This is a genomic window from Pseudomonas sp. CFBP2511 (assembly GCF_030209255.1).
Taxonomy (GTDB): domain Bacteria; phylum Pseudomonadota; class Gammaproteobacteria; order Pseudomonadales; family Pseudomonadaceae; genus Aquipseudomonas; species Aquipseudomonas avellanae.
Genome location: NZ_JARVSI010000019.1, coordinates 75,818 through 100,941 on the forward strand (window position 1 = coordinate 75,818; position 25,124 = coordinate 100,941).

Genomic DNA, 25,124 nt, shown 5'->3' on the forward strand with positions numbered 1-25,124 from the left:
TAGTGTTGAACTGCACATCACATGTGCGCTGGAGGTTTTTTCGTATGACCACTTCTTTGCAACCTGCTTATGCCTTAGTCCCGGGTGCAAACCTTGAGGCCTATGTGCACACGGTCAACAGCATTCCCTTGCTGACGCCGGAGCGGGAGCGTGAACTGGCTGAGAGTCTCTACTATGAGCAGGATCTGGACGCGGCCCGACAAATGGTCCTCGCTCACCTGCGATTCGTCGTGCACATCGCGCGCAGTTATTCGGGTTACGGTCTGGCTCAGGCTGACCTGATCCAGGAAGGCAACGTCGGCCTGATGAAGGCTGTGAAGCGCTTCAACCCGGAAATGGGCGTGCGTCTGGTGTCGTTTGCCGTGCACTGGATCAAAGCCGAAATTCACGAGTTCATCCTGCGCAACTGGCGTATCGTCAAGGTCGCCACGACCAAGGCGCAACGCAAGCTGTTCTTCAATCTGCGCAGCCAGAAGAAGCGTCTGGCCTGGCTGAACAATGACGAGGTGCATCGCGTCGCCGAAAGCCTGGGTGTCGAGCCGCGCGAAGTTCGCGAAATGGAAAGCCGCCTGACCGGTCACGACATGGCCTTCGACCCGGCAGCCGAGGCGGATGACGACAGCGCGTTCCAGTCGCCTGCCAACTACCTGGAAGACCACCGTTACGACCCGGCGCGTCAACTGGAAGATGCAGACTGGACCGACAACTCCACCGCCAACCTGCATCAGGCGCTGGACGTGCTGGACGAACGCAGCCGCGACATCCTCTACCAGCGCTGGCTGGCCGAAGAAAAAGCCACGCTGCACGACCTGGCGCAGAAGTACAACGTCTCCGCCGAGCGCATTCGTCAGCTGGAAAAAAGCGCGATGAACAAGCTCAAGACGTCGATCGCTGCGTAAGGCTACCCCGGCAACGAAAAACGCCCCGAGATGATCGGGGCGTTTTCGTTTGTGTATCAACTATCGTGCGTCGCTCCGCGTCGCATGCCGCTTCGGACGCTTCGCGTCCTCTTTTGTGACGCAGAGCGTCACGAACCGCATTCCCACGCTGGAGCGTAGGGAACGATAATCTCAATATCGCATGCCGTTCTGGACGCTCTGCGCCCTCTTTGTGGCGTGCTCACCACCGACGGCTGCTATTGAGCCCCTGCAAATACTCATCCCCACCCAGTTGACGCATCTGTTGACGTATCCAGCCCGCGCGACGCGAGACGTAGCCGCTCGGGTGGCTGGCGCTCCATTGGCGGGGGTTGGGCAGGACGGCGGCGAGGTAGCTTGCCTGTTGCTCGGAGAGGGCGCTGGCGTTGGTGCGGAAGTGGTGTTGCGCGGCAGCCTGGGCGCCGAATACGCCTTCGTCCCATTCGACGCTGTTGAGGTACACCTCAAGGATGCGCTCCTTGGACCACAGCAGTTCAATGAGCATGGTGAACCAGGCCTCAAGCCCTTTGCGCAGGTAGCTGCGGCCCGACCACAGAAACAGGTTCTTCGACACCTGCTGGCTCAACGTGCTGGCCCCGCGAATCGAACCGCCTTGCTCGTTGTGCAGAATGGCGGCCTGAATCGCGTCGACGTCAAAGCCCCAGTGCTCGGCAAACTTCTGGTCTTCGCCGGCAATGACCGCGATTTTCAGGTTGTTGGAAATTTTGTCCCACGGCTCCCAATCGCGCTGCAGGTCGATGGGTTCGCCGTCGAACCAGGATTCGACCTTGCGCTCGACCATCAGCGCCGTGCCTGGTGGCGGTACCCAGCGCAGGACCAGAACCACGAGTGCGCTGCCCGCAGCGAACCACAGCAGGGCTTTTATGAGGCGACGGAGAATGATTTGCAGCATAGAGATGGCTTGGCCGAACCCGTTGAGCGGGCCATTATACAGACCGTGCGCCTTCCGACGATTTTTCCCTGGAGTTCCTGATGCTTCGTAGTTTTTTGATGCTGGCCGCTTTCTTCGGCTTTACCGGCGTGGCGTTGGGCGCATTCGCGGCTCACGGCCTGAAAGAACGCCTGAGCGCCGAGTACCTGGCGGTTTTTCATACCGGTGTGCTTTACCAGCTTATCCATGCGCTGGCGCTGCTGGGCGTGGCCGTATTGGCGACGCACATCCCCGGACGCCTGATCAATTTTGCCGGGTTTTCTTTCGCCATCGGCATTCTGCTGTTCTCCGGCAGCCTGTACGCATTGACCCTGACCGGCATCAGCAAGCTGGGCATCATCACCCCGTTCGGCGGTCTGGCGTTTCTGTTCGGCTGGTCGATGCTGGGGCTGGCGGCCTGGAGGCTGGGTTCCGCTCCTTGAGTGCTCCCTGAACAACAGGCCGCTCGAGACGAATGGCGTGGCTTTGCCTTGGTCATACCGGCTGATCGGGCTAGAATGCTGGCCCCCTAAAATGATGGCTGCTGTCGCATGCGCATTCAGTTGAACGGTGAATCCTTTGAATTGCCCGATGGCGAGACCGTCACGGCGCTGTTGACCCGCCTGGACCTTGCCGGACGCCGGGTTGCGGTGGAGCTGAACCTGGACATCGTGCCGCGCAGCCAGCACGTATCGACCGTTTTGCGCGAAGGCGATCAGGTCGAAGTGGTGCATGCCATCGGTGGTGGCTAGTTCGCACTCGCCCTGCACCGAACCCCAATTTGCACGTTATGAGGATTTCCGATGAGCGATGTTCGCAGCGACAAGCCCTTCGTCCTGGCCGGTCGGACTTTCGAGTCGCGCCTGCTGGTGGGCACTGGCAAGTACATTGATATGGAGCAGACCCGTCTGGCCATCGAAGCCTCGGGTGCCGAGATCGTCACCGTTGCCGTGCGTCGCACCAACCTGGGCCAGAACCCGGGCGAGCCGAACCTGCTCGACGTGTTGCCACCTGACCGCTACACCATCCTGCCGAACACCGCTGGTTGCTTCGATGCCGTCGAGGCCGTGCGCACCTGCCGCCTGTCTCGCGAGCTGCTCGACGGCCGCAATCTGGTCAAGCTGGAAGTGCTGGCGGATCAGAAAACCCTGTTCCCGAACGTGATCGAAACCCTCAAGGCCGCTGAAATACTGGTCAAGGACGGTTTCGACGTCATGGTCTACACCAGCGATGACCCGATCATCGCCCGCCAGCTGGCTGAAATCGGCTGCATCGCGATCATGCCGCTGGCCGGTCTGATCGGCAGCGGTCTGGGGATCTGTAACCCGTACAACCTGCAGATCATCCTTGAAGAAACCAAAGTGCCGGTGCTGGTCGATGCCGGTGTCGGCACTGCGTCCGACGCCACCATCGCGATGGAGCTGGGTTGCGAGGCGGTGTTGATGAACTCGGCCATCGCCCACGCTCAGCAGCCGGTCATGATGGCCGAAGCGATGAAGCACGCTGTAATTGCCGGTCGTCTGGCGTACCTCGCCGGGCGCATGCCACGAAAACTCTATGCCAGCGCGTCTTCGCCGCTGGATGGCCTGATCAAGTAAGAGCCCGTTGATGACTGATACACACGTTCCGCCCCCCGAGTTGCCTGCTGCCGAAGAAGGCGAAGAGCGACCTCACCGCCGCATCAAGAGTTTTGTGATGCGCGCTGGCCGTATGACCGAAGGCCAGCAGCGTGGTCTGGACCAGGGGCGCCCGCTGTTCGGCCTGTCGCTGACCGACACGCCGGTGGATTTCGACCAGGTGTTCGGCCGCTCTGCGCCGCGCACCCTGGAGATCGGCTTCGGCATGGGCCATTCGTTGCTGGAAATGGCCGCGGCGTCACCGGAACAGGATTTCATCGGTGTCGAAGTGCATTACCCAGGCGTGGGCGCGATGCTCAATGGCGTGCTCACCCAAGGGCTGACCAATGTGCGCGTCTACGATTGCGACGCCATTGAAGTGCTGAACCGCTGCATCGCCGATAACAGCCTTGATCGACTGATGCTGTTCTTCCCGGACCCGTGGCACAAGAGCCGTCACCACAAGCGCCGTATTGTGCAGCCTGAGTTTGCCGCCTTGGTGCGCAGCAAGCTGAAAGTCGGCGGCGTATTCCATATGGCCACCGATTGGGGCCCGTACGCGGAATACATGCTGGAAGTGATGAGCGTAGCGCCTGGCTATCGCAATCAGGCCGAAGACAACCAGTACGTGCCGCGCCCTGCGGAACGTCCGATCACCAAGTTCGAGCGCCGGGGTGAAAAACTCGGCCACGGTGTGTGGGATTTGAAGTTCGAGAAAGTCGACTGAGTGAGCTTGCGGGTTGGTAACAACCCGCAAGTCCTTCACCGCTTACTGAATCTCGTCCGGCTTGACGATGACCCAGTTCTTGTCTGCCGTCACCGGCAACTTCTCCTTGGCCTGAGCTTCGGCATTGGCTTTGATCATGCCGTTGAGCTGGGTCATGTACTTGTCCTTGCGGTTGATCCACAAGTGCACGCCGCCTTTGCTCACATCGACGCTGTGAAACAGCATGTAGCCGTCACTGGTGGGCGTGTCGCCGCCGACCAGCACCGGTTTTTTCCACTGATCGATGTAAGTCAGAATCGCCGCCTGCTTGCCGGCCATCCAGGTTGCCGGGGTCCACAGGTAGGGCGTCAGCTCCAGGCCCATGTTGCTTTTCGCATCGTATTTGCCCGCGGTGATCTGCTTGCGCGCGGTGGTCAATTCGCCGGTCTTGCGGTCCTTGAGCAGCGTGGTGACGCCGATCACGTTCTGCGGTTTGACGTTGTAGCCGTACTTGGGATCGGCGGCGACCATGCGCACCAGCTCTTCGGACGCGGCGGTCATTACATAGACCTCGATGCCGTTTTCCATCAGCTTGTTGTACAGCTCGGTCTGCCCGGTGAACACGCGTGGCGGCTCGACATTTAGCTGCTTGACGGTATCGCCGTCGTAATAGGTCGCAGGGATCGGCTTTTTCAGGGCCATCAGCTCATCGACGTAGCCTTTGAGTTCCTGAAGCGTGAAGCCGGAAAACACCTGCGCCACCCACGGGTAGCAGACCATGTCGTCGAGTTCGCATAGGCGATAGTAGTAACTGAACAGGCTTTCCTTGTGTTCGGCGGTGTCTTTGAAGGGGATCAGTTTCAGGGACGGGTCAAGGGTTTCGCGGGTGATCAGGCCTTTGTTTTCCATGTACGGCAGCAGCGACTCTTCAAGGTCGAAGCGGTAGCTGGTGTTGTCCATGTCGAAGACCGCGTAATTGCCCTTGTTGGCATTCGCGGCAATCATCGCGTCAAGTGCCTTGGCGGCAGGCTCGGGCCAATGCTTCAATTGGGTGGCAGCAAAAGCCTGGCTGGCAAGCCCGGCGCAGAGTGCAACAGCCAGCAATTTTGGCGCGAATTTCATAGGTGATTTCCCCTTGTCAAAAAAACGAAGGGGCAGACCGTAACAAATTATTGTGAAGGCAAAAGTACGTCAGCGACCCGAAAAAGGTCGAAAGACGCCGTTTGCCCCTTTATTTGCGACGACGAAACCAAAAACGACACTTTTGTTGCGGTTTTTCGTCAGCGACCTCAAAAACGCTGATCAGACGCGCTCCCAGACTTCGAAGCTGTAAGCAGGCTTTTCATCAACGGCAGCGTTCTCGGCATTGGACACCAACGCCCACTGCGCCGTATCGAATTCCGGAAACCATGCGTCGCCTTCAGGGCTCAACGCTACGCGAGTCAGGTACAGACGATCCGCCTGCGCCAGACCCTGCGCATAAAGCTGCGCACCGCCAATCAGCATCACCTCATCGACGCCCTGTTCTTGCGCCCATTGCTCGGCGCGTACCACGGCGGCGTCCAGTGACGGGAAGACCTCCGCACCCTCAAGTTGCAGGTCCGTCTGGCGGCTGACCACCAGATTGAGACGGCCGGGCAGTGGGCGGCCCAGCGAGTCCCAGGTCTTTCGACCCATGATGATCGGCTTGCCGAGGGTCGTGGCCTTGAAATACTTGAAATCCCCCGGCAGATGCCAGGGCATGGAATTGTCGACGCCGATCACTCGGTTTTCACCAAGGGCGGCAATCAGGCTGAGCGGGAGATGAGTTTTCATGGGCGCGAGGATATCAGAGGTCGCGGGGCGGGCGAATGAACTGATACGCGCCGTGCTCAGTCCCATGACAGCGGTTATGCTCACCGCAGTATTCAATCCCGCAGTATCCATTCAAGAGACCCCGTGTGACTGCACTGACCCCCCTCGATACTCTCTGGCTGACCGAAGCCGTGCGTCTGCGTGAACAACAGGCGGGCGCACTGGATGATCAGGAAGCCAACCGCCGTGCCCGCGCTGCCGGAGGCGACCTGACTGCCCGCATCACGCACCGTGCCCTCGGGCTGGCTGAACGCGACGGCATGCTAGCGGCGCTGCATCGCTGGAAGCAGGGCGCACGGCTGGCGTTGATTGTTTTGGCCGTGCTGGCCGTCATCAGCGGCGCGGGCCTGGCCTTCGCGGCGATGGGGGACGGCCAGGCCCCGGTCAATGTGTTCTGGGCGCTGGGCAGCTTGTTGGGCCTGAACCTGATGCTGTTGGCCAGTTGGGCGCTCGGTTTGATCTTCGCCGGGCGCAGCAACACCGGGCTGGGGCGGCTGTGGCTGTGGTTGAGCGAAAAGCTCGCCCGCGATGCTCAGGCCGCACAACTCGCGCCTGCGCTGGTTCTGCTGCTGCAACGCAAACGCCTGAATCGCTGGGTGCTTGGATTGATGGTCAATAGCCTGTGGCTGCTGGCGCTGATTAGTGCGCTGGTGGTGCTGTTGATGCTGATGGCGACCCGGCGTTACGGGTTTGTCTGGGAAACCACCATTCTGAGCAGCGACACCTTCGTCAGCCTGACTCAGACCCTCGGCACGCTCCCGGCCTGGCTGGGTTTCAGCGTGCCGGATGAAACCATGATCCGCGCCAGCGGAAATGGCGCGCTGAGTATCGAGAACGCTCGGCAGGCCTGGGCCGCCTGGCTGGTCGGTGTGCTGCTGGTGTACGGCATCCTGCCGCGCTTGCTGCTGGCGGTGTTTTGCCTGTGGCGCTGGAAGCGCGGGCGGGCGGCCCTGCGTCTTGACCTTGAGCTGCCGGAATACCTTGAGCTGCGTGAGCGGCTGATGCCCAGCAGCGAGCGATTGGGCGTCAACGATGCCGAGCCTGCTGCGCTGCATCAGGTGCAGTCCAATGCGGGTGCTGCTGAAAGCGACGGCGCGCTGCTGGTGGCCATCGAGCTGGATGATCAGCAGGTCTGGCCGCCACAGTTGCCGTCTGGTGTGGCCAATGCCGGGGTGCTCGACAGCCGTGAATCGCGCCAGAAGTTGCTGGAGCAACTGGCTCACTATCCGCCTGCGCGCCTGGTCATCGCCTGTGATCCGCGTCGTTCACCGGATCGCGGCAGTCTGGCGCTGATTGCCGAACTGGCGCGTTGTGCAGGGGCGACACGCCTCTGGCTGCTGCCCGCGCCTGCCGGGCAGACGCTCGACCCTGAGCGCCTTGACGACTGGCATGTCGCGCTGGATCAACTGCAATTGTCCCGCACAAATAGCGCACCCTTGAACTGGCTGGAGACGGGCCATGACTGAAATGGACAACGCACCCGCCATCAAGCTCGCAGTGGTGGGGCATACCAATGTCGGCAAGACCTCGCTGTTGCGCACGTTGACCGGCGATGTCAGCTTCGGCGAAGTTTCTCATCGGCCCAGCACCACCCGTCATGTGGAAGGGGCACGCCTGTCGGTAGACGGTCAGGCGTTGGTTGAGCTGTACGACACGCCCGGTCTGGAGGATGCCATTGCGCTGCTCGATTACCTGGAGCGGCTGGATCGTCCCGGCGAACGACTGGATGGCCCTGCGCGATTGGCGCGCTTTCTGGAGGGCAGCGAAGCACGGCAGCGCTTTGAGCAGGAGGCCAAGGTCATGCGCCAGTTGCTCGCCTCGGACGCAGGGCTGTATGTGATCGATGCGCGCGAACCGGTGCTGGCCAAATACCGTGATGAACTGGCGGTGCTGGCGAGCTGTGGCAAGCCGCTGCTGCCGGTGCTGAATTTCGTCAGTGCGCGCGAACACCGCGAGCCCGAGTGGCGAGAAGCGCTTTCGCGTCTGGGGCTGCATGCGCTGGTGCGTTTCGACAGTGTGGCGCCGCCCGAAGACGGCGGCCGTCGTCTGTATGAAAGCCTGGCACTGCTGCTGGAAAGCGCGCGGCCCCGGCTCGAGCGTCTGATTGAAGATCAGCAGCAGCAACGCCAGGCCAGAAAACACAGCGCGGCACGCCTTATCGCTGAGCTGTTGATTGACTGCGCGGCCTGTCGGCGCAGCGTCGAGACGCTTCCCGAGCAAGAGCGGCAGGCGGTGGAAGCGTTGCGCCAGGCTGTTCGTCAGCGTGAGCAGCACTGCGTCGAGGCGCTGCTCAAGCTGTACGCGTTTCGCAAAGACGACGTGTCCACCAGCGACCTGCCGTTGATGGACGGCCGTTGGGGCGATGACCTGTTCAACCCCGAAACCCTCAAGTTGATGGGCGTGCGCGTCGGCGGCGGCGTGGCGGCGGGTGCAGCCGCCGGGGCGGGGGTGGATTTGATGGTTGGTGGCGTGACCCTCGGTGCGGCGGCGCTGGTCGGCGCGCTTGCAGGCGGAGCCTTGTTGACGGCGCGCAGCTATGGCGGCCGTTTGCTGGGCAAGCTCAAGGGCCGCAGAGAACTGACCGTCGATGACGCCGTGCTGCGCCTGCTCGCGCTGCGTCAGGGCCATTTGCTGCTGGCGTTGGGGGTGAGAGGGCACGCAGCCATTCACAGCATGGAATTGACCACGCCACAGGACAAGACCTGGCGCAAAGGCAAGATCCCCGAGCCGCTTTCTCGAGCCCGCGCCCACCCGCAGTGGTCAACACTCAACCCGCATCCGAAACCGAATCAGGGCGAGAGGCAGGAAGCGATTGATGAATTGGCGAGTGTGGTGTTGCAGGATTGAGCTGTTCCAGCGCTGAAGACCGGACGCAGAGCGTCCAGAACGGCATGCGACGCGGAGCGTCGCACGATAGTTGAGGATGAGGCATTAGCACGATAGTTGAGGTCATCGTTCCCAACGCTCCAGCGTGGGGATGCCTGTCGTGACGCTCCGCGTCACAAATCTGCGCCTTGACGCATCCCCCGGCACACCCGCATTCAGGCGCTTTTCAGCTTGCCACTTGCCGCTAAAAACTCGCCACTGATTTTTATTGATTGATCGTTCAATAAAAAATCTTTAGACTGGCGTCACCATTTTGGTACAACGATCACTGCAGACAACCGGGAGATTTGCGCCAATGCCCAAGGTCGGTATGCAACCCATCCGCCGCCAACAACTGATCCAGGCCACGCTCACGGCGGTCGATCAGGTCGGTATGGGCGATGCCAGCATTGCGCTGATCGCACGCCTGGCAGGCGTCTCCAACGGCATCATCAGTCACTATTTTCAGGACAAGAACGGCCTGATTGCCGCGACGATGCGGCATCTGATGAACGCCCTGATCCAGAACGTCCGCGAACGCCGTCAGGCATTGACCGAAGACAGCCCCAGGGCGCATCTGCAAGTGATCATCGAAGGCAACTTCGACGCCAGTCAGGTCAGCGGCCCGGCCATGAAAACCTGGCTGGCCTTCTGGGCGACCAGCATGCATCACCCCTCGCTGCACCGATTGCAGCGTATCAACGACCACCGTCTGTATTCCAACCTGTGCTGCCAGTTCCGTCGCACCTTGCCACTGGAACAGGCACGCAACGCCGCCCGTGGGCTGGCAGCCCTGATAGACGGGCTGTGGCTGCGAGGCGCACTGTCAGGCGATGCATTCGACACCGAGCAAGCGCAACGGATCGCTTACGAATACATGGATTTTCAACTGGCGAAATCAGCGAGCTGAGTGCTTTTGAAGCCCGCTCGCCGAACGACTGCATACACGTGTTGCCCAAAGTTTCCGGCACACTGAAATCAGTCATCGCCCCCCCACTGAATTTGCGAGGACTTTATGGCCCGTTTTGAATTGCAAAAACTCTACATCGACGGCGGTTATGTCGATGCCAGCAACACTGAAACCTTCGACTCGATCAACCCTGCGAACGGTGAAGTTCTGGCTAAGATCCAGCGCGCCAGCAAGGAAGACGTCGAGCGTGCGGTGGTCGCCGCCGAGAATGGCCAGAAGATCTGGGCCGCAATGACTGCAGTCGAGCGTTCGCGCATCCTGCGTCGTGCCGTCGATATCCTGCGCGAGCGCAACGATGAGCTGGCCGCGCTCGAAACGCTGGACACCGGTAAAGCCATTTCCGAAACCCGTTACGTTGACATCGTGACCGGCGCCGACGTGCTGGAATACTACGCAGGCCTGGTGCCCGCCATCGAAGGCGAGCAGATCCCGCTGCGTGATTCCTCCTTCGTCTACACCCGCCGCGAGCCGCTGGGTGTGGTCGCCGGTATCGGTGCGTGGAACTACCCGATCCAGATCGCCCTGTGGAAATCCGCCCCCGCACTGGCTGCGGGCAACGCGATGATCTTCAAGCCGAGCGAAGTCACCTCGCTGACCACCCTGAAGCTGGCAGAAATCTACACCGAAGCCGGCGTGCCGAACGGCGTGTTCAACGTGTTGACTGGCAGCGGTCGTGAAGTCGGCACCTGGATCACCGAGCACCCGCGCATCGAGAAAGTCTCCTTCACCGGCGGCACCGACACCGGCAAGAAAGTCATGGCCAGTGCGTCGAGTTCGTCGCTCAAGGAAGTGACGATGGAGCTGGGTGGCAAGTCGCCGCTGATCGTTTTCGACGACGCCGACCTGGATCGCGCCGCCGACATCGCCATGATGGCCAACTTCTACAGCTCCGGTCAGGTCTGCACCAACGGTACGCGCGTGTTCGTACCGAATGCCCTGAAAGGCGAGTTCGAAGCGAAAATCCTGGAGCGTGTGAAGCGTATTCGTCCCGGCAACCCGGAAGACGAAAACATCAACTTCGGTCCGCTGGTCAGCTTTGAACATATGGAAAGCGTGCTGGGCTACATCGCCAAGGGTAAAGAGCAGGGCGCACGCCTGTTGTGCGGCGGCGACCGTTTGACCGGTGGCGTGTTCGACAAGGGCGCGTTTGTGGCTGCAACCGTATTCACCGATTGCACCGACGAGATGACCATCGTGCGCGAAGAGATCTTCGGCCCGGTGATGAGCATTCTGGGTTACGACACCGAGGACGAAGTGGTGCGCCGCGCCAACGACACCGACTTCGGCCTGGCTGCGGGCATCGTGACCCGTGACCTGAACCGCGCGCACCGCGTGATTCACTTGCTGGAAGCCGGTATCTGCTGGATCAACGCGTGGGGCGAGTCGGCGGCGCAAATGCCGGTCGGCGGTTACAAGCAGTCGGGCGTCGGTCGTGAAAACGGCATCAGCTCGCTGGCCCAGTACACGCGCATCAAGTCGGTTCAGATCGAGTTGGGCGACTACGCCTCGGTGTTCTAAAGACCGTTCAAGTGGCACGCGACAAGCCTCAAGCAGACGCAATCAAAAGCGGCTTGCCGCACCCCATTTTCACAAGTATCGCCTGGCTGCTTCTGCTTGCAGCCCAGGCTTGAGACTTGCAGCTCTATGAGGGAGCCTCTATGACCACGCAATCCGAATACGACTACATCATCATTGGTGCCGGCTCTGCCGGTAACACCCTGGCAGCCCGTCTCACCGAGGACGCAGGCGTCACTGTTCTGCTGCTGGAAGCCGGTGGCCCGGACTATCGTCTGGACTTCCGTACCCAGATGCCCGCCGCCCTGGCGTTCCCGTTGCAGGGCCGTCGCTACAACTGGGCCTACGAGACCGAGCCAGAGCCGCACATGGACAACCGCCGTATGGAATGCGGTCGCGGCAAGGGCCTGGGCGGTTCGTCGCTGATCAACGGCATGTGCTACATCCGCGGCAACGCGATGGACTACGACGGTTGGGCGAAAGAGCCGGGCCTCGAAGACTGGAGCTACCTCGACTGCCTGCCGTACTTTCGCAAGGCTGAAACCCGTGACATCGGCCCGAACGATTACCACGGCGGCGAAGGCCCGGTCAGCGTGACCACGCCCAAGGCCGGTAACAATCCGTTGTTCCACGCGATGGTCGAGGCGGGCGTGCAGGCCGGTTTCCCGCGCACCGACGACCTCAACGGTTATCAGCAGGAAGGCTTCGGTCCGATGGACCGCACCGTGACCCCGAAAGGCCGTCGCGCCAGCACTGCTCGCGGTTACCTGGACGAAGCGAAAAAGCGTGACACGCTGAGCATCGTCACACATGCGCTGACCGACCGCATCCTGTTCGAAGGCAAGCGCGCTGTGGGTGTGGCCTATCTTGTGGGTGACAGCGACACGCGCATTGAAGTCCGTGCCCGCAAGGAAGTTTTACTGTGTGGCGGCGCCATCGCTTCGCCGCAGATTCTGCAGCGCTCCGGTGTTGGCCCGGCCGACGTCCTGAACAAGCTGGATATTCCAGTGGTTCATGATCTTCCGGGTGTGGGTCAGAACCTTCAGGATCACCTGGAGATGTACCTGCAGTACGCCTGCACCCAGCCTGTGTCGCTTTACCCTTCGTTGAAGTGGTGGAACCAGCCTGCCATTGGCGCAGAGTGGATGTTCCTCGGTACCGGTATCGGCGCGAGCAACCAGTTTGAAGCCGGTGGTTTCATTCGTTCCAGCGAAGCCTTTGAGTGGCCAAACATTCAGTATCACTTCCTGCCGGTGGCGATCAATTACAACGGCACCAAGGGTGTTCAGGAACACGGCTTTCAGGCGCATGTGGGTTCGATGCGTTCGCCAAGTCGTGGTCGGGTCAATGTCAAATCCAAGGACCCGCGTGAATACCCAAGCATTCTGTTCAATTACATGGCATCGGATCAGGACTGGCAGGAATTTCGCGACGGCATCCGCCTGACCCGCGAGATCATGCAGCAACCGGCTCTCGATCCGTACCGCGGCCGCGAAATCAGCCCGGGCATCGACGTGCAGTCTGACGAAGCGCTGGACCAGTTCGTGCGTGAACATGCCGAAACGGCGTATCACCCGTCCTGCTCCTGCAAAATGGGCACCGACGAGATGGCAGTGGTCGATGGTCAGGGCCGTGTGCACGGCATGCAGAACCTGCGTGTGGTGGATGCCTCGATCATGCCGATCATCACCACCGGCAACCTGAATGCGCCGACGATCATGATCGCCGAGAAAATCGCCGACAAGATCCGTGGCCGTCAGCCCCTGCCACGCAGCACCGCCGACTACTTCGTCGCAGGCGACAAGCCAGCACGCGGCAAGCCGCTGCGTGAGATCAGCCACCAGGCGTGATCTGATCTGGGCGACCAGTCGTTCTCACGCCGTGAGGGCGACTGGCGTCCGCTAGCCAACGCTACCGTCAGCCTCCCGACAGACGCCAATTGCCACTCCCCCTCCGCTCTGCCACAATCGCGAATGATTCTCTTTAGTTAGATCTTTCTCATCGAGGCCATTCGTGTCGTCAGTCCCAAGCGCTCATAGCGAGATCGTTGGTGCGTTGTATCGCGATCATCGCGGCTGGTTGCTGGCCTGGCTGCGGCGCAATGTCGCTTGCCCACAACGGGCTCAGGACCTGAGCCAGGACACGTTTGTGCGCCTGCTGGGGCGCGATGAACTGCAATTGCCCCGCGAGCCGCGTGCTTTTCTGGCGACCATCGCCAAAGGTCTGATGTTCGATTACTTCCGGCGGGCCGCGCTTGAACAGGCTTATCTTGGGGAATTGCTGCAGGTCCCCGAGGCCGAGCAGCCGTCGCCCGAAGAGCAACTGCTGATTCTGGAAGACCTCAAGGCCATCGACCGCATGCTGGGCACGCTGTCCAGCAAAGCGCGGGCTGCGTTTCTCTATAACCGTCTCGACGGGCTGAGCCACGGCGAGATTGCCGAGCGCCTGGGTGTCTCGGTATCACGCGTCAGGCAGTACCTCGCCCAGGCTGTGCGCCAGTGCTATGTCGCGCTGTACGGAGAGCCGACATGAACACACGACCGGTATCTGCCCGTGTGCTCGACGCCGCAATCGAGTGGCAACTGAACATGGATGGCAACAGCGGCAGCGAAGCCGACCGCGCCGAACTGGCCCGCTGGCTGGCCGCCGACGAAGAACATGCCAGGGCCTGGAGCCAGTTGGGCATGGTCAACCAGCGCTTCGTCCTGCCAGCCGGCCCGGCACGCAAGGCCTTGCAGCAATCGCCGGTTTCGCTGCGGCGCAGCGTGCGCAAGCTTGGCGGTGGTCTGGCGGGAGTGTTCATGGCGTGCGGCCTGGCGCTGTTTGTCGGGGACCGTTACTTGCCGATGGATTACTGGCTGGCCGACCAGCGCACCGCAACCGGCGAACAGCGCGAAGTGCGTCTGGCTGACAACACCCTGGTTCGTCTCAACACCCACAGCGCAATCGATGTGCGCTTCGACGCGCAGCAACGCCGGATCATTCTGCAGGACGGCGAAATACTGGTGCAGACCGGCAATCACGACGATCCCCGGCCATTCATCGTTGAAACGGCAGACGGCAATATGCGCGCGCTGGGTACGCGATTTCTGGTCAGACGCGAGGCCGACGGGACTCTGCTCAGTGTTCTGCAATCGGCAGTTGTCGCCCAGCCACGCAACGCACCGGGCGAACAGGTGCTGCATGAAGGCCAGCAGATTCGCCTGACCCGCAGCGGCTTTGGCACATTGCTCGCCTTGCCGTCAGGTGCCGATGCCTGGACGCGAGGCATGCTGGTGGTGGACAACGCGCGGCTGGCCGACATGCTCGCTGAACTGGGCCGCTATCGTGCCGGGCACGTTGGCGTCGATCCGAAGGTGGCGGACTTGCGCATCACCGGCAGTTTCCCGCTGGCCGATACCGATCTGGCGCTCAAGGCACTGCTGCCAACGTTGCCGGTGCAGATCGAGCACCACACCCAATGGTGGGTCACGGTGCTGGCGCGCGATGAGCAGGCGGCCGCCAACCCGGCAAAACCCTGATACACCTCGATTTACATCAGCGTCGATTCGCCCTGACACTTTTCCGGTTTCGAGCGGCTTAGTCTTATACGTCATTTCGAGGCGCGCTCAGCGCCTGGCCTCATCGCCTGTGGATAAACCATGAAAAGCCAAACCGTGCGTCGCTGGTCCATCGTGCACACCTGGAGCAGCCTGATTTGCACCCTGTTTCTGTTGATGCTGGCGATCACCGGCCTGCCGCTGATCTTCCACCATGAGATCGATCATCTGCTGGGCGACGCGCCGCATTACAAAGAGATGCCGGCCGACACGCCGCATCTGAATCTGGAGCAACTGGCCAGAGCTGCCGAAGCTCATCGGCCCGGCGAGGTCATGCAGTATTTCGGCTGGGATGACGAAGACCCCAATGGCGTGATGGCGATCACCGCTGCCACGGCAGGCACCGAGCCCAACTCATCACACACCTTTGCCCTGGATGCGCGCACCGGCGAGGCGCTGGAAATGCCTTCAGCCAACGGCGGTTTCATGATGGTCATGCTGCGCCTGCACGTGGACATGTACGCCGAGTTGCCCGGCAAACTGCTGCTGGCCTTCATGGGGCTGCTGTTCGTGGTGGCGATTGTTTCCGGGACCGTGCTGTATTCGCCGTTCATGCGCAAGCTGGAGTTTGGCCAAGTGCGGGTCAACAAATCCACGCGTACGCGCTGGCTGGACCTGCACAACCTGATCGGCGTAGTAACGCTGACCTGGGCGCTGGTGGTGGGCGTAACGGGGGTGATCAGTGCCTGCGCCGACCTGCTGATTGCTTCATGGCGCAACGACGCGCTGGCCAGCATGATCGCCCCTTACAAAGATGCGCCGCCGCTGACGCAGCGAGCAGCGCCGACACGCCTGCTGGAGATTGCCGAGTCGGCTGCGCCCGGCATGCAAGCTGACTTCATCGCGTTTCCCGGTACGCGTTTCTCCAGCGAGCACCACTACGCTGTATTTCTCAAAGGCAATACGCACCTGACCGCGCATCTGGCCACACCGGTGCTGATCGACGCACAGACTCTGCAAGTCACCGCAGTGGTCGAGCGTCCGTGGTACATGGATGCGCTGGGCATGTCGCAACCGCTGCATTTCGGTGATTACGGCGGCATGCCGATGAAAGTGCTCTGGGCGGTGCTGGATGTGCTGACCATCATCGTGCTTGGCAGCGGGGTCTACCTGTGGTGGGTCCGACGCCGCGTCGCCCGTTCGGTCAGCGCTGTTCAAGCGCAGGTCGCGCAATGAGCGCGAGGCCGTCGCGGTTCTGGAAGGCTTTCGCCATCCCCGGCGTGATTGCCGTGCTCACCGCAACAGGCCTGTTCGCGGCGCTACTGGGTGACGGCTGGTGGGACACGCTGGCCTGGCTGGCGATGGGCAGTGCATCGGTCTTCAGCGTTCGGGGGTTGCTGGCGCGGCGCGGCTGATCAACACATCGATTGCAGACCGGCTACTCGCTGACTAGTCTAGGGAGCTGTCTCATTCGAGGAACACTCATGTCCGCGCCCACGATGACGTTGTACTTCAACGCCGCTTCGCCTTTCGCCCGCAAAGTGATGGTGATGCTTCATGAAACCGGTCAGCTCGACCGTGTGCAGTTGCAGCCTACCGTGTTGACGCCGGTCAGCCCGTCTGCCGAACTCAATGAAGACAATCCGGCGGGCAAGCTCCCGGCCTTGCGCCTGGCCGATGGCAACGTGATCCACGACAGCCGTGTCATCCTTGATTACCTCGACCACCAGCACGTGGGACAGCCGCTGATCCCCCGCGAAGGCTCTGCGCGCTGGAGACGCCTGACCCTGGCGTCGCTGGCCGATGCCGTACTCGACGCTGCGGTGCTGATTCGCTATGAAACCGCCTTGCGCCCGCAGGAAAAACACTGGGATCAATGGCTGGACAATCAGCAGCAGAAGATCGAACGCTCGCTGAGTTATTTCGAGCGCGATGCAATTACCGAACTCAGTTCGTCGTTCGATGTGGCCTCCATCAGCGTGGCGGCCGCATTGGGTTATCTCGACTTCCGCCAGCCCGAACTGCGCTGGCGCAACACGTACCCACGGCTGGCCAACTGGTACCTGGAAGTCAGTCAACGGCCGTCGATGCTGGCAACCCAGCCGCCGGCGTAAGTCATGACCGTGACTATCGTGCCTCACTCCAGCGCCGGAACGCATTGCGTCACAGATCTGCGTCACGTCGCGTGTTCAGGATCGGACGCGGAGCGTCCAGAACGGCATGCGACGCAGAGCGTCGCACGATAGTTACGCTTTAGCTCAGACACCTGTCGTTCCTCACGCTCTGCGTGGAAATGCCTTGCGTGACGCTTCGCGTCACAGGTTTGCGCAGCGCCGCACGATAGTGCAAGGCGATAAAAACCTCAGCAATCAGGCTCGTCAGCGGTATAACGGCGTGCCGGGTTGATGGCAGCGCCGAACTCGCGCAATGCCTTGGCCCCGATCAGCAGCGGGAAGTTGAAGTGGCTGCGGTCTACAAGGTTGACTTCGACGGTGCGTTTCTTATTGCCCAGGCAAAGCTCCAGATCAACGACAGGGCGTTTGGCGGGGTTGATGCCTTCGTCGTCCTCATCATCACCTTCGGCACGGCCCTTAATCTTGCTGATCCGCGACACCTTGTGCTCGTACACCTTGTCATCCGCGCCCTTGGTTGCCAGGCGGAAGCGAACCCAGTCATCGCCATCACGCTGGAACAGCTCGATGTCCTTGGCCGACAGCGAAGCGGTCAGCGCGCCGGTGTCCATCTTGGCTTTGAAGGTCTGGCCTATTTCCAGAACCTTGATGTTCTCGTAGCGGCCATACAGCGTGGGTTCAGCGGCCATGACCGGCAGAGCCAGCAGAGACAATAGCGCCAGGATCGGTTTCACGTGAGAGGTTCCTCGCAAGGGGCAGCGCCGGAGTGGCGTCCGGGTTTAGACAGCGAACCGCTGGCAGGTTCGGTGGCATGAGTGTCTATTCAGCATAAATGCCCAAGCGTGAAACATTTGTAAGTACCTGTGTAATTGGCGTAAAACGCGCAGATCATTATCATTGCCGCCCCTGAACCCTCAAGAGTCCGTCATGCGCCGTCTGCTCACCGGCTGTTTCGTTGCCATTTTGTTGCTGATAAACACACTCGTGCTGATCGGCCCGCTATTGATTTTTGCGTTGCTCAAGCTGCTGTTCAGAGGTCGAATGCGCGATCATTGCTCAACGGGCGCGATGTGGGTCGCCGAGACCTGGGCCGAAATCGACAAGCTCATTTTCGCCTGGTGCGTGCCGACGCAATGGGACATCCGCGGCGATAAAGGCCTGCGCAGCGACACCTCGTATCTGGTCATCAGCAATCACCAGTCTTGGGTCGATATCCCGGCGCTGATTCAGGCGCTTAACCGCCGCACGCCGTTCTTCAAGTTTTTCCTGAAAAAGGAACTGATCTGGGTGCCGTTGCTGGGGCTGGCGTGGTGGGGGCTGGATTACCCATTCATGAAGCGCTACAGCAAGGCTTTTCTGGCAAAGCACCCGGAACTCAAAGGCAAGGACCTGGAAATCACCCAGGCGGCCTGCGAACTGTTCAAGCGCCAGCCGGTGACCATCGTCAACTACCTGGAAGGCACACGTTTCACACCGGCAAAACATGCCGCCCAGGCTTCGCCATACGCCAGCCTGCTCAAGCCCAAAGCAGGCGGCGTTGCATTTGTGCTGGCGGCAATGGGCGAACAACTGGACGCCATTCTGGACGTCACCGTGGTCTATCCTGGCTCAGGCATTCCGGGGTTCTGGGACATGCTTTGCGGGCGGGTTGCCAAGGTGATCGTCGACATCCAGACCCGCGAGCTGGACCCTGCGCTGTGGCAGGGCGATTACGAGAACGACCCGGTGTTTCGCGAGAAAGTGCAGGCTTGGGTCAATCAGCTCTGGGTCGAGAAAGATGCGCGTATTGCGGCGTTGCGGCGTGAATCAGCTGCCGGCACCCCATAACCCGCTCAAACTCTGCAATGCCGACCCGCTGGCGCCTTGCTGGCCGAGGTATTGCAGAATCAGCGGGGCAAACTGGCTGACCATGGTGCTGTCCATGCCCAGTGCCTTAAAGGCAGTGTTCACGTCGTTCATGTTCTGCACATTGCCCAGCGCGCTGTTGAGCATCGAGTTGTTGGCCGAGTTGCCGCCCAGCAAACTGCCCAGCCCGTTTGCGCCACCCAGACTCTCAAGCGCCGATGTTCCGGACAATTGCTCCAGCCCAGGGACCGACTTGCTCAATTGCGAGTAGTCAGCGCTGGTCAGCTTATTCTTTGCCAGCCCCAACAATGCGCCCGTTCCGCCGACAGCCTGCTCAGGTGTGACATTCAATTGGCTGCCCAGCATATTGAGCAAGCCGGCCGCCTCGGGTGCCGCCGTGGCTTTCTGATTGCCGCCCGTGGCATTGGAAACCGCATTTGCGGCGTCATTCAGATTGAAGGCAAACGCCGGGCTTGCCGCAAGCGCCATCAACGTTACCAAAGCCATACCGCGTGCAGTTTTCATTGCGTCACCTTTATCGAACTCGAACCGCCCGTGAGTGGGCGATAAAGCACACGGTTTGACTGTGAGCAACAGAGGCTTGTTCCCAACGCGCTGAAGACAGGCGGTTATTTCATCTGTCGGAATCAGCTCTGGCAGGCAAGGCGGGCTCCCTAGCACAGTTGCTAGCTGTGCAGCACGAGATCATACGCCCAGAATTACGGTTCTATCATCGATTGCCGCGGGTGATGTTCATGTCTTCTGCCAACCCTGTAGTGCTCTGCACTTACCATTACGACGCAACGGATCGCTTGGCTGACTGCTCGCCTGCGGAGCAGGACAGCACTCGGCTTTTTTTTATCAGAAGAGCCGCTTGGCGACGCAAATTCAAGGGCAGATCCAGCACACGCTTCTGCGTACGGACGAGTATTTGCTGGCCCGCCTGAGTGTGGAAAACAACCAGAGCAACTGTGCGTTGCTGGCGACGGATCAACAGCAGTCCGTGATCGCAGCTCAGAGTTTGGCGTTTGCTTATACGCCTTACGGCCATCGTCAGCCTTCAACAGGGCCGATGAACCTGCCGGGCTTTACAGGTGAGCGAGTTGATCCGGTAACGGGGCATTATTTGTTGGGCAATGGTTACCGGGCGTTTAACCCGGTGTTGATGCGGTTCAATAGCCCGGACAGTTTGAGCCCGTTTGGCGAGGGTGGGCTGAATGCGTATGGGTATGGGTATTGTGCGGGGGATCCGGTTAATCGGGTTGATCCGAGTGGGCATATGCGAAAGAGTTTATCTCGATTTTTTAAAAAAACACGTGGTGATCAACAGCCTTTACTTGGCAGGTCACCCAGCCTAGAGTCTATGGAATCCTCGGCGAATTATTCTGCCGCGAATCCCATGTCCATACAAACTACTGCTCTGGATACCTCGAGTGAGGTGAGCGTACCTTTGTCTGCACCTCATGTTATGGATAACTCACGCGTTGGACCACCCCGTCCTCCCAAGACAAGGCCACCCCTTCCTCCCAAGCACGGGCAACGCGGTAAATTCCCACCAGTCGCTCCTCCCAAAAGCATGCCACCACCACCCCTCCTTTTTCCCAGGAACGGGCAGGCCGTTAATTTCCCATCATCCCCTCCTAAAGAAATCGTCGTGTCTATAGAGGGAAAACAAATGGGCATTCGTGACGCTTATAAACAGTTGGATGAGTGGATCCCAAAAACGTGAATAATTTACTGGCAAGGATAAGCATGTGCCGTATGTTGTAGATAATAATATTAACTATTATGAAGCGGTTGTTAAAAACTTCGACATGGCAATGACACATTGTACACGCCGGTAGACGTGCCAACTCGATTTCGATCATGGCCAACCATTCAGTTGGTTAAAGGGTAGGTGGAGCGCCTTTTAATCATGAAGGTGATGATAAGTTTGTTGTGTTTAAGTCATGCCAAAAACCCCTGCGGATTAATTACAAACTTCTTCGGCACGCCCGCATCAAGCTCCGCGATGGCGTGTGCTTCGGGCTAAGCGCCGGTGTGACCGTGCCCAGCGCCTTCCTGCCTGGCACCTAGTAGTTCTGCTAGCTGGGCCAAAGCACTGAGTAAGCCCAGACTGGCTGTCACAGCGTTGCATCAAAGGAATGACACCGTGGCTATTTCTGATCGATCTGTACTCTGCGTTTATCGCTACGACCCATTGGACCGCTTGGGCGACTGTTCGCCTGCGGGGCAGGGCAGCGCCCGGTTTTTCTATCAGAAGAATCGCCTGACGACGCAAATTCAAGGGCAGATTCAGCACACAGTTCTGCGTACGGACGAGCATTTGCTGGCGCAACGGCGTACGGAAAACAATCAGAGCGATAGCGAGTTGCTGGTGACCGATCAACAGCAGTCTGTGATCGCGGCTCAGGGTTTGCCGTTTGCTTATACGCCTTACGGCCATCGTCATCCTTCAACAGGGCCGATGAACCTGCCGGGCTTTACAGGTCAGCGACTTGATCCGGTGACGGGGCATTATTTGCTGGGCAATGGGTATCGGGCGTTTAATCCAGTGTTGATGCGGTTCAATAGCCCGGACAGTCTGAGCCCGTTTGGCGAGGGCGGGTTGAATGCGTATACGTACTGTGAGGGGGATCCGGTTAATAAGGTTGATCCTAGTGGTCACATACTTGGGTATTTAAAAGCGCCGTTTTCTGCAAGTTTGGTAGCGAAACCACGGTCTGTTATAATCCCCCCACAAAATGGAGTGCGTTCGCAAAAAAAACCGGTTGCGATCAATCAGAGTACTCAAGCCGCACCATCGCACGAGGGCTACAGTAAAATTGATGTTTTTTATGCCGAATATCGTAAGGTCAGTAAGGTGTTGTCTGGAGCAGAGCGTTCTATCGAGGTCATGCGTAGTAAAGGAGTTTATAAGACTTTGGCTAATCAATTACGTGATGAGCAAATTTCGAAACTGGCTGGGCTTGAAATAAAATTAAGTGGTGGGGATCCACCTAGTTATGCTTTTGCTAAATTTTACGAGGGAATGCCCTATGTTCCTGTGCGTAGTTACGGATCGGTAAGTTCGGTTCGTCCCCCGCCTCCACGCCCACCCGGTCCTGATCCTGATCGAGTAAGGCATCTAACAGGAAGAAACTAAAAATCGTTTATCGATGATGGGTGCGGGATAATATCTAAGCCGATCACCTCGACATCCGCTACAGACCTGTCTGGTTTTCCGCGCTCTAGCTTGTCGTATAAATTCTTATTTTGTTAGGCGGGCAGTACCGACTGCCCGCTCACAAAACCTACACCCCACCAAACAACCCATGCGGATCAATCACAAACTTCTTCGGCACGCCCGCATCAAACTCGCCATAACCACGCGGCGCATCGTCCAGGCTGATCACCTCGACACCCACCACGTCGGCGATCTTGATGCGGTCCCACATGATGGCTTGCATCAGTTGGCGGTTGTATTTCATGACCGGTGTCTGGCCGGTGTGGAAGCTGTGGGATTTGGCCCAGCCCAGGCCGAGGCGGATGCTCAGGCTGCCCATTTTCGCGGCGGCGTCCACCGCACCTGGGTCTTCGGTGACGTACAGGCCGGGGATGCCGATCTTGCCGGCTACACGCACCACGCCCATCAATGAGTTGAGCACGGTGGCGGGTGCTTCGGCCTGCGCGCCGGCGTGACCGTGGCCGCGTGCTTCGAAGCCTACCGCGTCGATGGCGCAGTCGACTTCCGGTTCGCCGAGCAATGCAGCGATCTGCTCGTGCAGCGGCGTGTCCTGAGACAGGTCGGCAATCTCGAAACCCTGTGCCTTGGCGTGGATCAGGCGAGTCGGGTTCACGTCACCAACGATCACCACCGCTGCACCCAGCAAGCGTGCTGAAGCTGCGGCGGCCAGACCGACCGGGCCCGCGCCTGCAACGTAGACCGTGCTGCCAGGGCCAACGCCTGCGGTCACTGCGCCGTGGTAGCCGGTGGGCAGGATGTCGGACAGGCAGGTCAGGTCGCGAATCTTCTCCATCGCCGCATCGCGGTCCGGGAGTTTGAGCAGGTTGAAGTCTGCGTAAGGCACCAGCACGTATTCAGCCTGACCGCCGACCCAGTCGCCCATGTCGACATATCCGTAAGCACCGCCGGGGCGGGCAGGGTTGACCGTCAGGCAGACGCCGGTATTTTGTTCCTTGCAGCTGCGGCAACGACCGCACGCCACGTTGAACGGTACGGAAACCAGATCACCGACCTTGAGATGCTCGACATCGCGACCGGCTTCCAGCACTTCGCCGGTGATTTCATGCCCCAGCACCAGCCCGGTTTGCGCCGTCGTGCGGCCACGTACCATGTGCTGATCGGAGCCGCAGATATTGGTGGAAACAACGCGCAGGATGACGCCATGTTCGATGCGCTTGCCGCGTGGGTCTTCCATTTTCGGGAAGGGGATGGATTGCACTTCGACCTTGCCAGCGCCGAGATAAACTACACCGCGATTACCAGACATACATGTCGCCTCGCTTTTATTGTGGTGAAGCAGAGAGAAACTCTTGCAGCTACAAAACTACCGTCCTGTTGGCGTTGAGAAACACCCGTCGTTCGATGTGATAACCCACCGCGCGGGCCAGTGTCAGCCCTTCAATGTCCCGACCCTTGGCAATCAGGTCTTCGGGGTAGTGGCTGTGATCGACCACTTCGACGCCTTGGGCAATGATCGGGCCTTCGTCCAGATCGTTGTTGATGTAATGCGCCGTTGCACCCACCAGTTTCACGCCTTTTTCGTAGGCCTGATGGTACGGTTTGGCGCCTTTGAAACCGGGCAGCAAGGAGTGATGGATATTGATCGCCTTGCCATCCAGCTTGCGGCACAGCTCCGGTGACAGCACCTGCATGTAGCGGGCGAGGATCACCAGTTCAGCACCGGACTCCTCGATCACCTGCCAGACCTTGGCTTCCTGCGCAGGCTTGTCGTTAGGGTCCAGAGGGAAATGGTAGTACGGAATTCCGTGCCAGCCAGCGAGCGGTTCGAGATCCGGGTGGTTGGACACCACCGCGACCACGTCCATTGACAACTGGTTGATGCGTTGGCGATAGAGCAGGTCGTTCAGGCAGTGATCGGCTTTTGAAACCATGATCACCACTTTTGGCCGGTAGTTGGGCGCTGTGAGTTCGAAGATCATGCCGAACGTCTCGCCGCGTTCAGTCAGCCCTTCACGAAATGCCTGCTCGTCGAAGGCGTCAGGCTGACGAAATTCCACGCGAATGAAGAACCGCCCCGACAGGCGATCATCGAAGGAGTGGTGCTCTGTTACGTAGCAGCCCTGCTCGAACAGAAAGCGGGTCACCGCATCTACCGTGCCCAGCATGCTGGGGCAGTCGGCTGTCAGAATCCATGTGTCCGGGGCGCGGCTCATTCAATCAATGCTCCTGGGTATTTGTTATCCGCAAAGCTATACACAAATCTGCTTTTGATTCTGGCCGAAGGCCGTGGGAACGAACTTGTTCGCGAAGGGGACGGTATATTCACCGAAAATGTATCGCCTGGACTACCGTCTTCGCGGACAAGTCCGCTCCCACAGGCTTTTCACGCCTGAATGCTCAGCCCGTACTCGGCACTCGCATCCTGCAACCACAGCCACCAGTAATCCGAGAAGCTGCGGCGGATCAGCAGTTCCCAGGTCTCTTCGCCGGTCCTGCGGATCACCAGTTGCGATTTGGCGAACACCGTGCCGACCGCCTTGCCCACCGGGAAGTTGTCCGGGTGGACGTCGTAGCTGGTGGACTTCATCAATACCTGGCGCACTTTCGGGCCGGTCAGTTCGAGGATCGACTGGCCGCCGCTGACGTTGACGATGGCGATGTGCAGCCCGGTCAGTTCAGCACGCAGTTTCTGCTCCGCAGCGAATTCCTCGCCGCTTGGCACAATCAGCAGCCACTCATCCGGGCCGAGCCATTGCAGCGAGCTTTCGCCGTTGATCACCAGCATCAGTGCTGCTGGCAGTTCCATGCCCAACGCCTTGTGTACGCCAGCGGCGAAGGCCGGATCATGCGCATCGCCCCGAATCGTGAGGTGGCCCAGCAGTTTCTTTTCGCGCAGAAACACGCCCGGACTGGCGCGGCCTTTGCCGATCAGGCTGTCGAGGCTGGCGTGGGACAGCGGCGACTCGGCTTTGACATCGCTGGTCGGGCGCTGCTGGTAAACGTTGGCTGTGCTCATGATTCACCTGCTTTGAATGCTGTGTGGCCCT

At 59.8% G+C, this 25,124-nt stretch carries 25 protein-coding genes and 1 pseudogene; 18 read left to right on the top strand and 8 right to left on the bottom strand.

The annotated features are described in order from the left end of the window. Nucleotides 1–44 precede the first annotated feature (44 nt). Nucleotides 45–899, top strand: coding sequence for an RNA polymerase sigma factor RpoH (gene rpoH, locus QRN38_RS16230; RefSeq protein ID WP_003379873.1), 855 nt, complete (start codon nt 45–47; stop codon nt 897–899). Nucleotides 900–1,119: 220 nt separating this feature from the next. Here rpoH and mtgA read toward each other — a convergent pair whose 3' ends face one another. Beyond that, the gene (gene mtgA / locus QRN38_RS16235) at nt 1,120–1,830 is read right to left on the bottom strand and encodes a monofunctional biosynthetic peptidoglycan transglycosylase (RefSeq protein ID WP_005763642.1); all 711 of its coding nucleotides are present in this window, start codon (nt 1,828–1,830) and stop codon (nt 1,120–1,122) included. Between the two features lie 80 nt (nt 1,831–1,910). Here mtgA and QRN38_RS16240 point away from each other — a divergent pair, with 80 nt between their 5' ends. From QRN38_RS16240 to trmB, 4 genes are all read left to right on the top strand, one after another. After that, nucleotides 1,911–2,291 (top strand): DUF423 domain-containing protein, encoded by a 381-nt coding sequence (locus QRN38_RS16240; protein WP_005613956.1) that lies wholly within the window; start codon nt 1,911–1,913, stop codon nt 2,289–2,291. 108 nt (nt 2,292–2,399) lie between these two features. Beyond that, a complete protein-coding gene (gene thiS, locus QRN38_RS16245; RefSeq protein ID WP_003379876.1) occupies nt 2,400–2,600 on the top strand; it encodes a sulfur carrier protein ThiS in 201 nt (66 codons plus the stop codon). A gap of 51 nt (nt 2,601–2,651) precedes the next feature. Continuing rightward, nucleotides 2,652–3,446 (top strand): thiazole synthase, encoded by a 795-nt coding sequence (locus tag QRN38_RS16250; protein ID WP_005613959.1) that lies wholly within the window; start codon nt 2,652–2,654, stop codon nt 3,444–3,446. A gap of 97 nt (nt 3,447–3,543) precedes the next feature. Next, nucleotides 3,544–4,191, top strand: a complete 648-nt coding sequence (gene trmB / locus QRN38_RS16255; protein WP_216598005.1) for a tRNA (guanosine(46)-N7)-methyltransferase TrmB — start codon at nt 3,544–3,546, stop codon at nt 4,189–4,191. Nucleotides 4,192–4,233: 42 nt separating this feature from the next. Here trmB and QRN38_RS16260 read toward each other — a convergent pair whose 3' ends face one another. Together QRN38_RS16260 and QRN38_RS16265 are read right to left on the bottom strand one after the other, a co-directional pair. Then, nucleotides 4,234–5,292 (bottom strand): HAD family hydrolase, encoded by a 1,059-nt coding sequence (locus tag QRN38_RS16260; RefSeq protein WP_005763647.1) that lies wholly within the window; start codon nt 5,290–5,292, stop codon nt 4,234–4,236. 180 nt (nt 5,293–5,472) lie between these two features. Further along, entirely contained in the window at nt 5,473–5,985 is a 513-nt protein-coding gene (locus QRN38_RS16265; RefSeq protein WP_007244533.1) for a dihydrofolate reductase, read from the bottom strand. A gap of 125 nt (nt 5,986–6,110) precedes the next feature. Between QRN38_RS16265 and QRN38_RS16270 the strand changes: the two genes are divergently transcribed. The 10 genes from QRN38_RS16270 to QRN38_RS16315 all read left to right on the top strand — a co-directional run bounded on the left by QRN38_RS16270 (nt 6,111) and on the right by QRN38_RS16315 (nt 17,027). After that, on the top strand, nt 6,111–7,490 hold the full coding sequence (locus QRN38_RS16270) for a DUF2868 domain-containing protein (protein WP_103409245.1): 1,380 nt from the start codon (nt 6,111–6,113) through the stop codon (nt 7,488–7,490). After that, nucleotides 7,483–8,871, top strand: coding sequence for a GTPase/DUF3482 domain-containing protein (locus tag QRN38_RS16275; RefSeq protein WP_024667857.1), 1,389 nt, complete (start codon nt 7,483–7,485; stop codon nt 8,869–8,871). The genes QRN38_RS16270 and QRN38_RS16275 overlap by 8 nt, the downstream gene beginning before the upstream one ends. A 334-nt stretch (nt 8,872–9,205) precedes the next feature. After that, nucleotides 9,206–9,799, top strand: a complete 594-nt coding sequence (gene betI / locus QRN38_RS16280) for a transcriptional regulator BetI (protein ID WP_005737465.1) — start codon at nt 9,206–9,208, stop codon at nt 9,797–9,799. Between the two features lie 105 nt (nt 9,800–9,904). Further along, entirely contained in the window at nt 9,905–11,377 is a 1,473-nt protein-coding gene (gene betB, locus QRN38_RS16285; RefSeq protein ID WP_057418217.1) for a betaine-aldehyde dehydrogenase, read from the top strand. Between the two features lie 140 nt (nt 11,378–11,517). Further along, nucleotides 11,518–13,224, top strand: coding sequence for a choline dehydrogenase (gene betA, locus QRN38_RS16290; RefSeq protein WP_057418218.1), 1,707 nt, complete (start codon nt 11,518–11,520; stop codon nt 13,222–13,224). Between the two features lie 163 nt (nt 13,225–13,387). After that, nucleotides 13,388–13,906 carry an RNA polymerase sigma factor gene (locus QRN38_RS16295; RefSeq protein ID WP_007244528.1) on the top strand — a complete coding sequence of 173 codons (519 nt, stop codon included), beginning with the start codon at nt 13,388–13,390 and terminating at the stop codon, nt 13,904–13,906. Beyond that, complete coding sequence (locus QRN38_RS16300) at nt 13,903–14,895, top strand: FecR domain-containing protein (RefSeq protein ID WP_054089771.1); 993 nt, start codon at nt 13,903–13,905, stop codon at nt 14,893–14,895. The genes QRN38_RS16295 and QRN38_RS16300 overlap by 4 nt, the downstream gene beginning before the upstream one ends. Nucleotides 14,896–15,015: 120 nt before the next feature. Continuing rightward, on the top strand, nt 15,016–16,149 hold the full coding sequence (locus QRN38_RS16305; protein ID WP_054089772.1) for a PepSY-associated TM helix domain-containing protein: 1,134 nt from the start codon (nt 15,016–15,018) through the stop codon (nt 16,147–16,149). Beyond that, nucleotides 16,146–16,328, top strand: a complete 183-nt coding sequence (locus tag QRN38_RS16310) for a hypothetical protein (RefSeq protein ID WP_024667861.1) — start codon at nt 16,146–16,148, stop codon at nt 16,326–16,328. The genes QRN38_RS16305 and QRN38_RS16310 overlap by 4 nt, the downstream gene beginning before the upstream one ends. Before the next feature lie 69 nt (nt 16,329–16,397). After that, nucleotides 16,398–17,027: a glutathione S-transferase family protein gene (locus tag QRN38_RS16315; protein ID WP_010205456.1), complete on the top strand. Its 630-nt coding sequence runs from the start codon at nt 16,398–16,400 to the stop codon at nt 17,025–17,027. A gap of 248 nt (nt 17,028–17,275) precedes the next feature. Here QRN38_RS16315 and rloA2 read toward each other — a convergent pair whose 3' ends face one another. Continuing rightward, on the bottom strand, nt 17,276–17,779 hold the full coding sequence (gene rloA2, locus QRN38_RS16320; RefSeq protein ID WP_005613972.1) for a retropepsin-like aspartic peptidase RloA2: 504 nt from the start codon (nt 17,777–17,779) through the stop codon (nt 17,276–17,278). Nucleotides 17,780–17,972: 193 nt separating this feature from the next. Here rloA2 and yihG point away from each other — a divergent pair, with 193 nt between their 5' ends. Beyond that, on the top strand, nt 17,973–18,872 hold the full coding sequence (gene yihG, locus QRN38_RS16325) for a 1-acylglycerol-3-phosphate O-acyltransferase, YihG family (protein ID WP_057418219.1): 900 nt from the start codon (nt 17,973–17,975) through the stop codon (nt 18,870–18,872). On the opposite strand, the gene QRN38_RS16330 is transcribed toward yihG, so the two are convergent. Then, complete coding sequence (locus QRN38_RS16330) at nt 18,852–19,415, bottom strand: DUF2780 domain-containing protein (protein WP_005763676.1); 564 nt, start codon at nt 19,413–19,415, stop codon at nt 18,852–18,854. The two genes, yihG and QRN38_RS16330, sit on opposite strands and share 21 nt — an antisense overlap. Before the next feature lie 230 nt (nt 19,416–19,645). On the opposite strand from QRN38_RS16330, the pseudogene QRN38_RS16335 reads away from it, so the two are divergent. Together QRN38_RS16335 and QRN38_RS16340 are read left to right on the top strand one after the other, a co-directional pair. After that, nucleotides 19,646–20,619: pseudogene (locus tag QRN38_RS16335) on the top strand (RHS repeat-associated core domain-containing protein). A 423-nt stretch (nt 20,620–21,042) separates the two neighbouring features. Further along, on the top strand, nt 21,043–22,035 hold the full coding sequence (locus QRN38_RS16340) for an RHS repeat-associated core domain-containing protein (RefSeq protein ID WP_081025384.1): 993 nt from the start codon (nt 21,043–21,045) through the stop codon (nt 22,033–22,035). 148 nt (nt 22,036–22,183) lie between these two features. Here QRN38_RS16340 and fdhA read toward each other — a convergent pair whose 3' ends face one another. The 3 genes from fdhA to QRN38_RS16355 form a co-directional block, all read right to left on the bottom strand. After that, nucleotides 22,184–23,383: a formaldehyde dehydrogenase, glutathione-independent gene (gene fdhA / locus QRN38_RS16345; RefSeq protein WP_003379921.1), complete on the bottom strand. Its 1,200-nt coding sequence runs from the start codon at nt 23,381–23,383 to the stop codon at nt 22,184–22,186. Nucleotides 23,384–23,432: 49 nt separating this feature from the next. Continuing rightward, the gene (gene purU, locus QRN38_RS16350; RefSeq protein WP_005763680.1) at nt 23,433–24,290 is read right to left on the bottom strand and encodes a formyltetrahydrofolate deformylase; all 858 of its coding nucleotides are present in this window, start codon (nt 24,288–24,290) and stop codon (nt 23,433–23,435) included. 170 nt (nt 24,291–24,460) lie between these two features. After that, nucleotides 24,461–25,093 carry a sarcosine oxidase subunit gamma gene (locus QRN38_RS16355; RefSeq protein ID WP_057418220.1) on the bottom strand — a complete coding sequence of 211 codons (633 nt, stop codon included), beginning with the start codon at nt 25,091–25,093 and terminating at the stop codon, nt 24,461–24,463. Nucleotides 25,094–25,124: the final 31 nt, after the last annotated feature.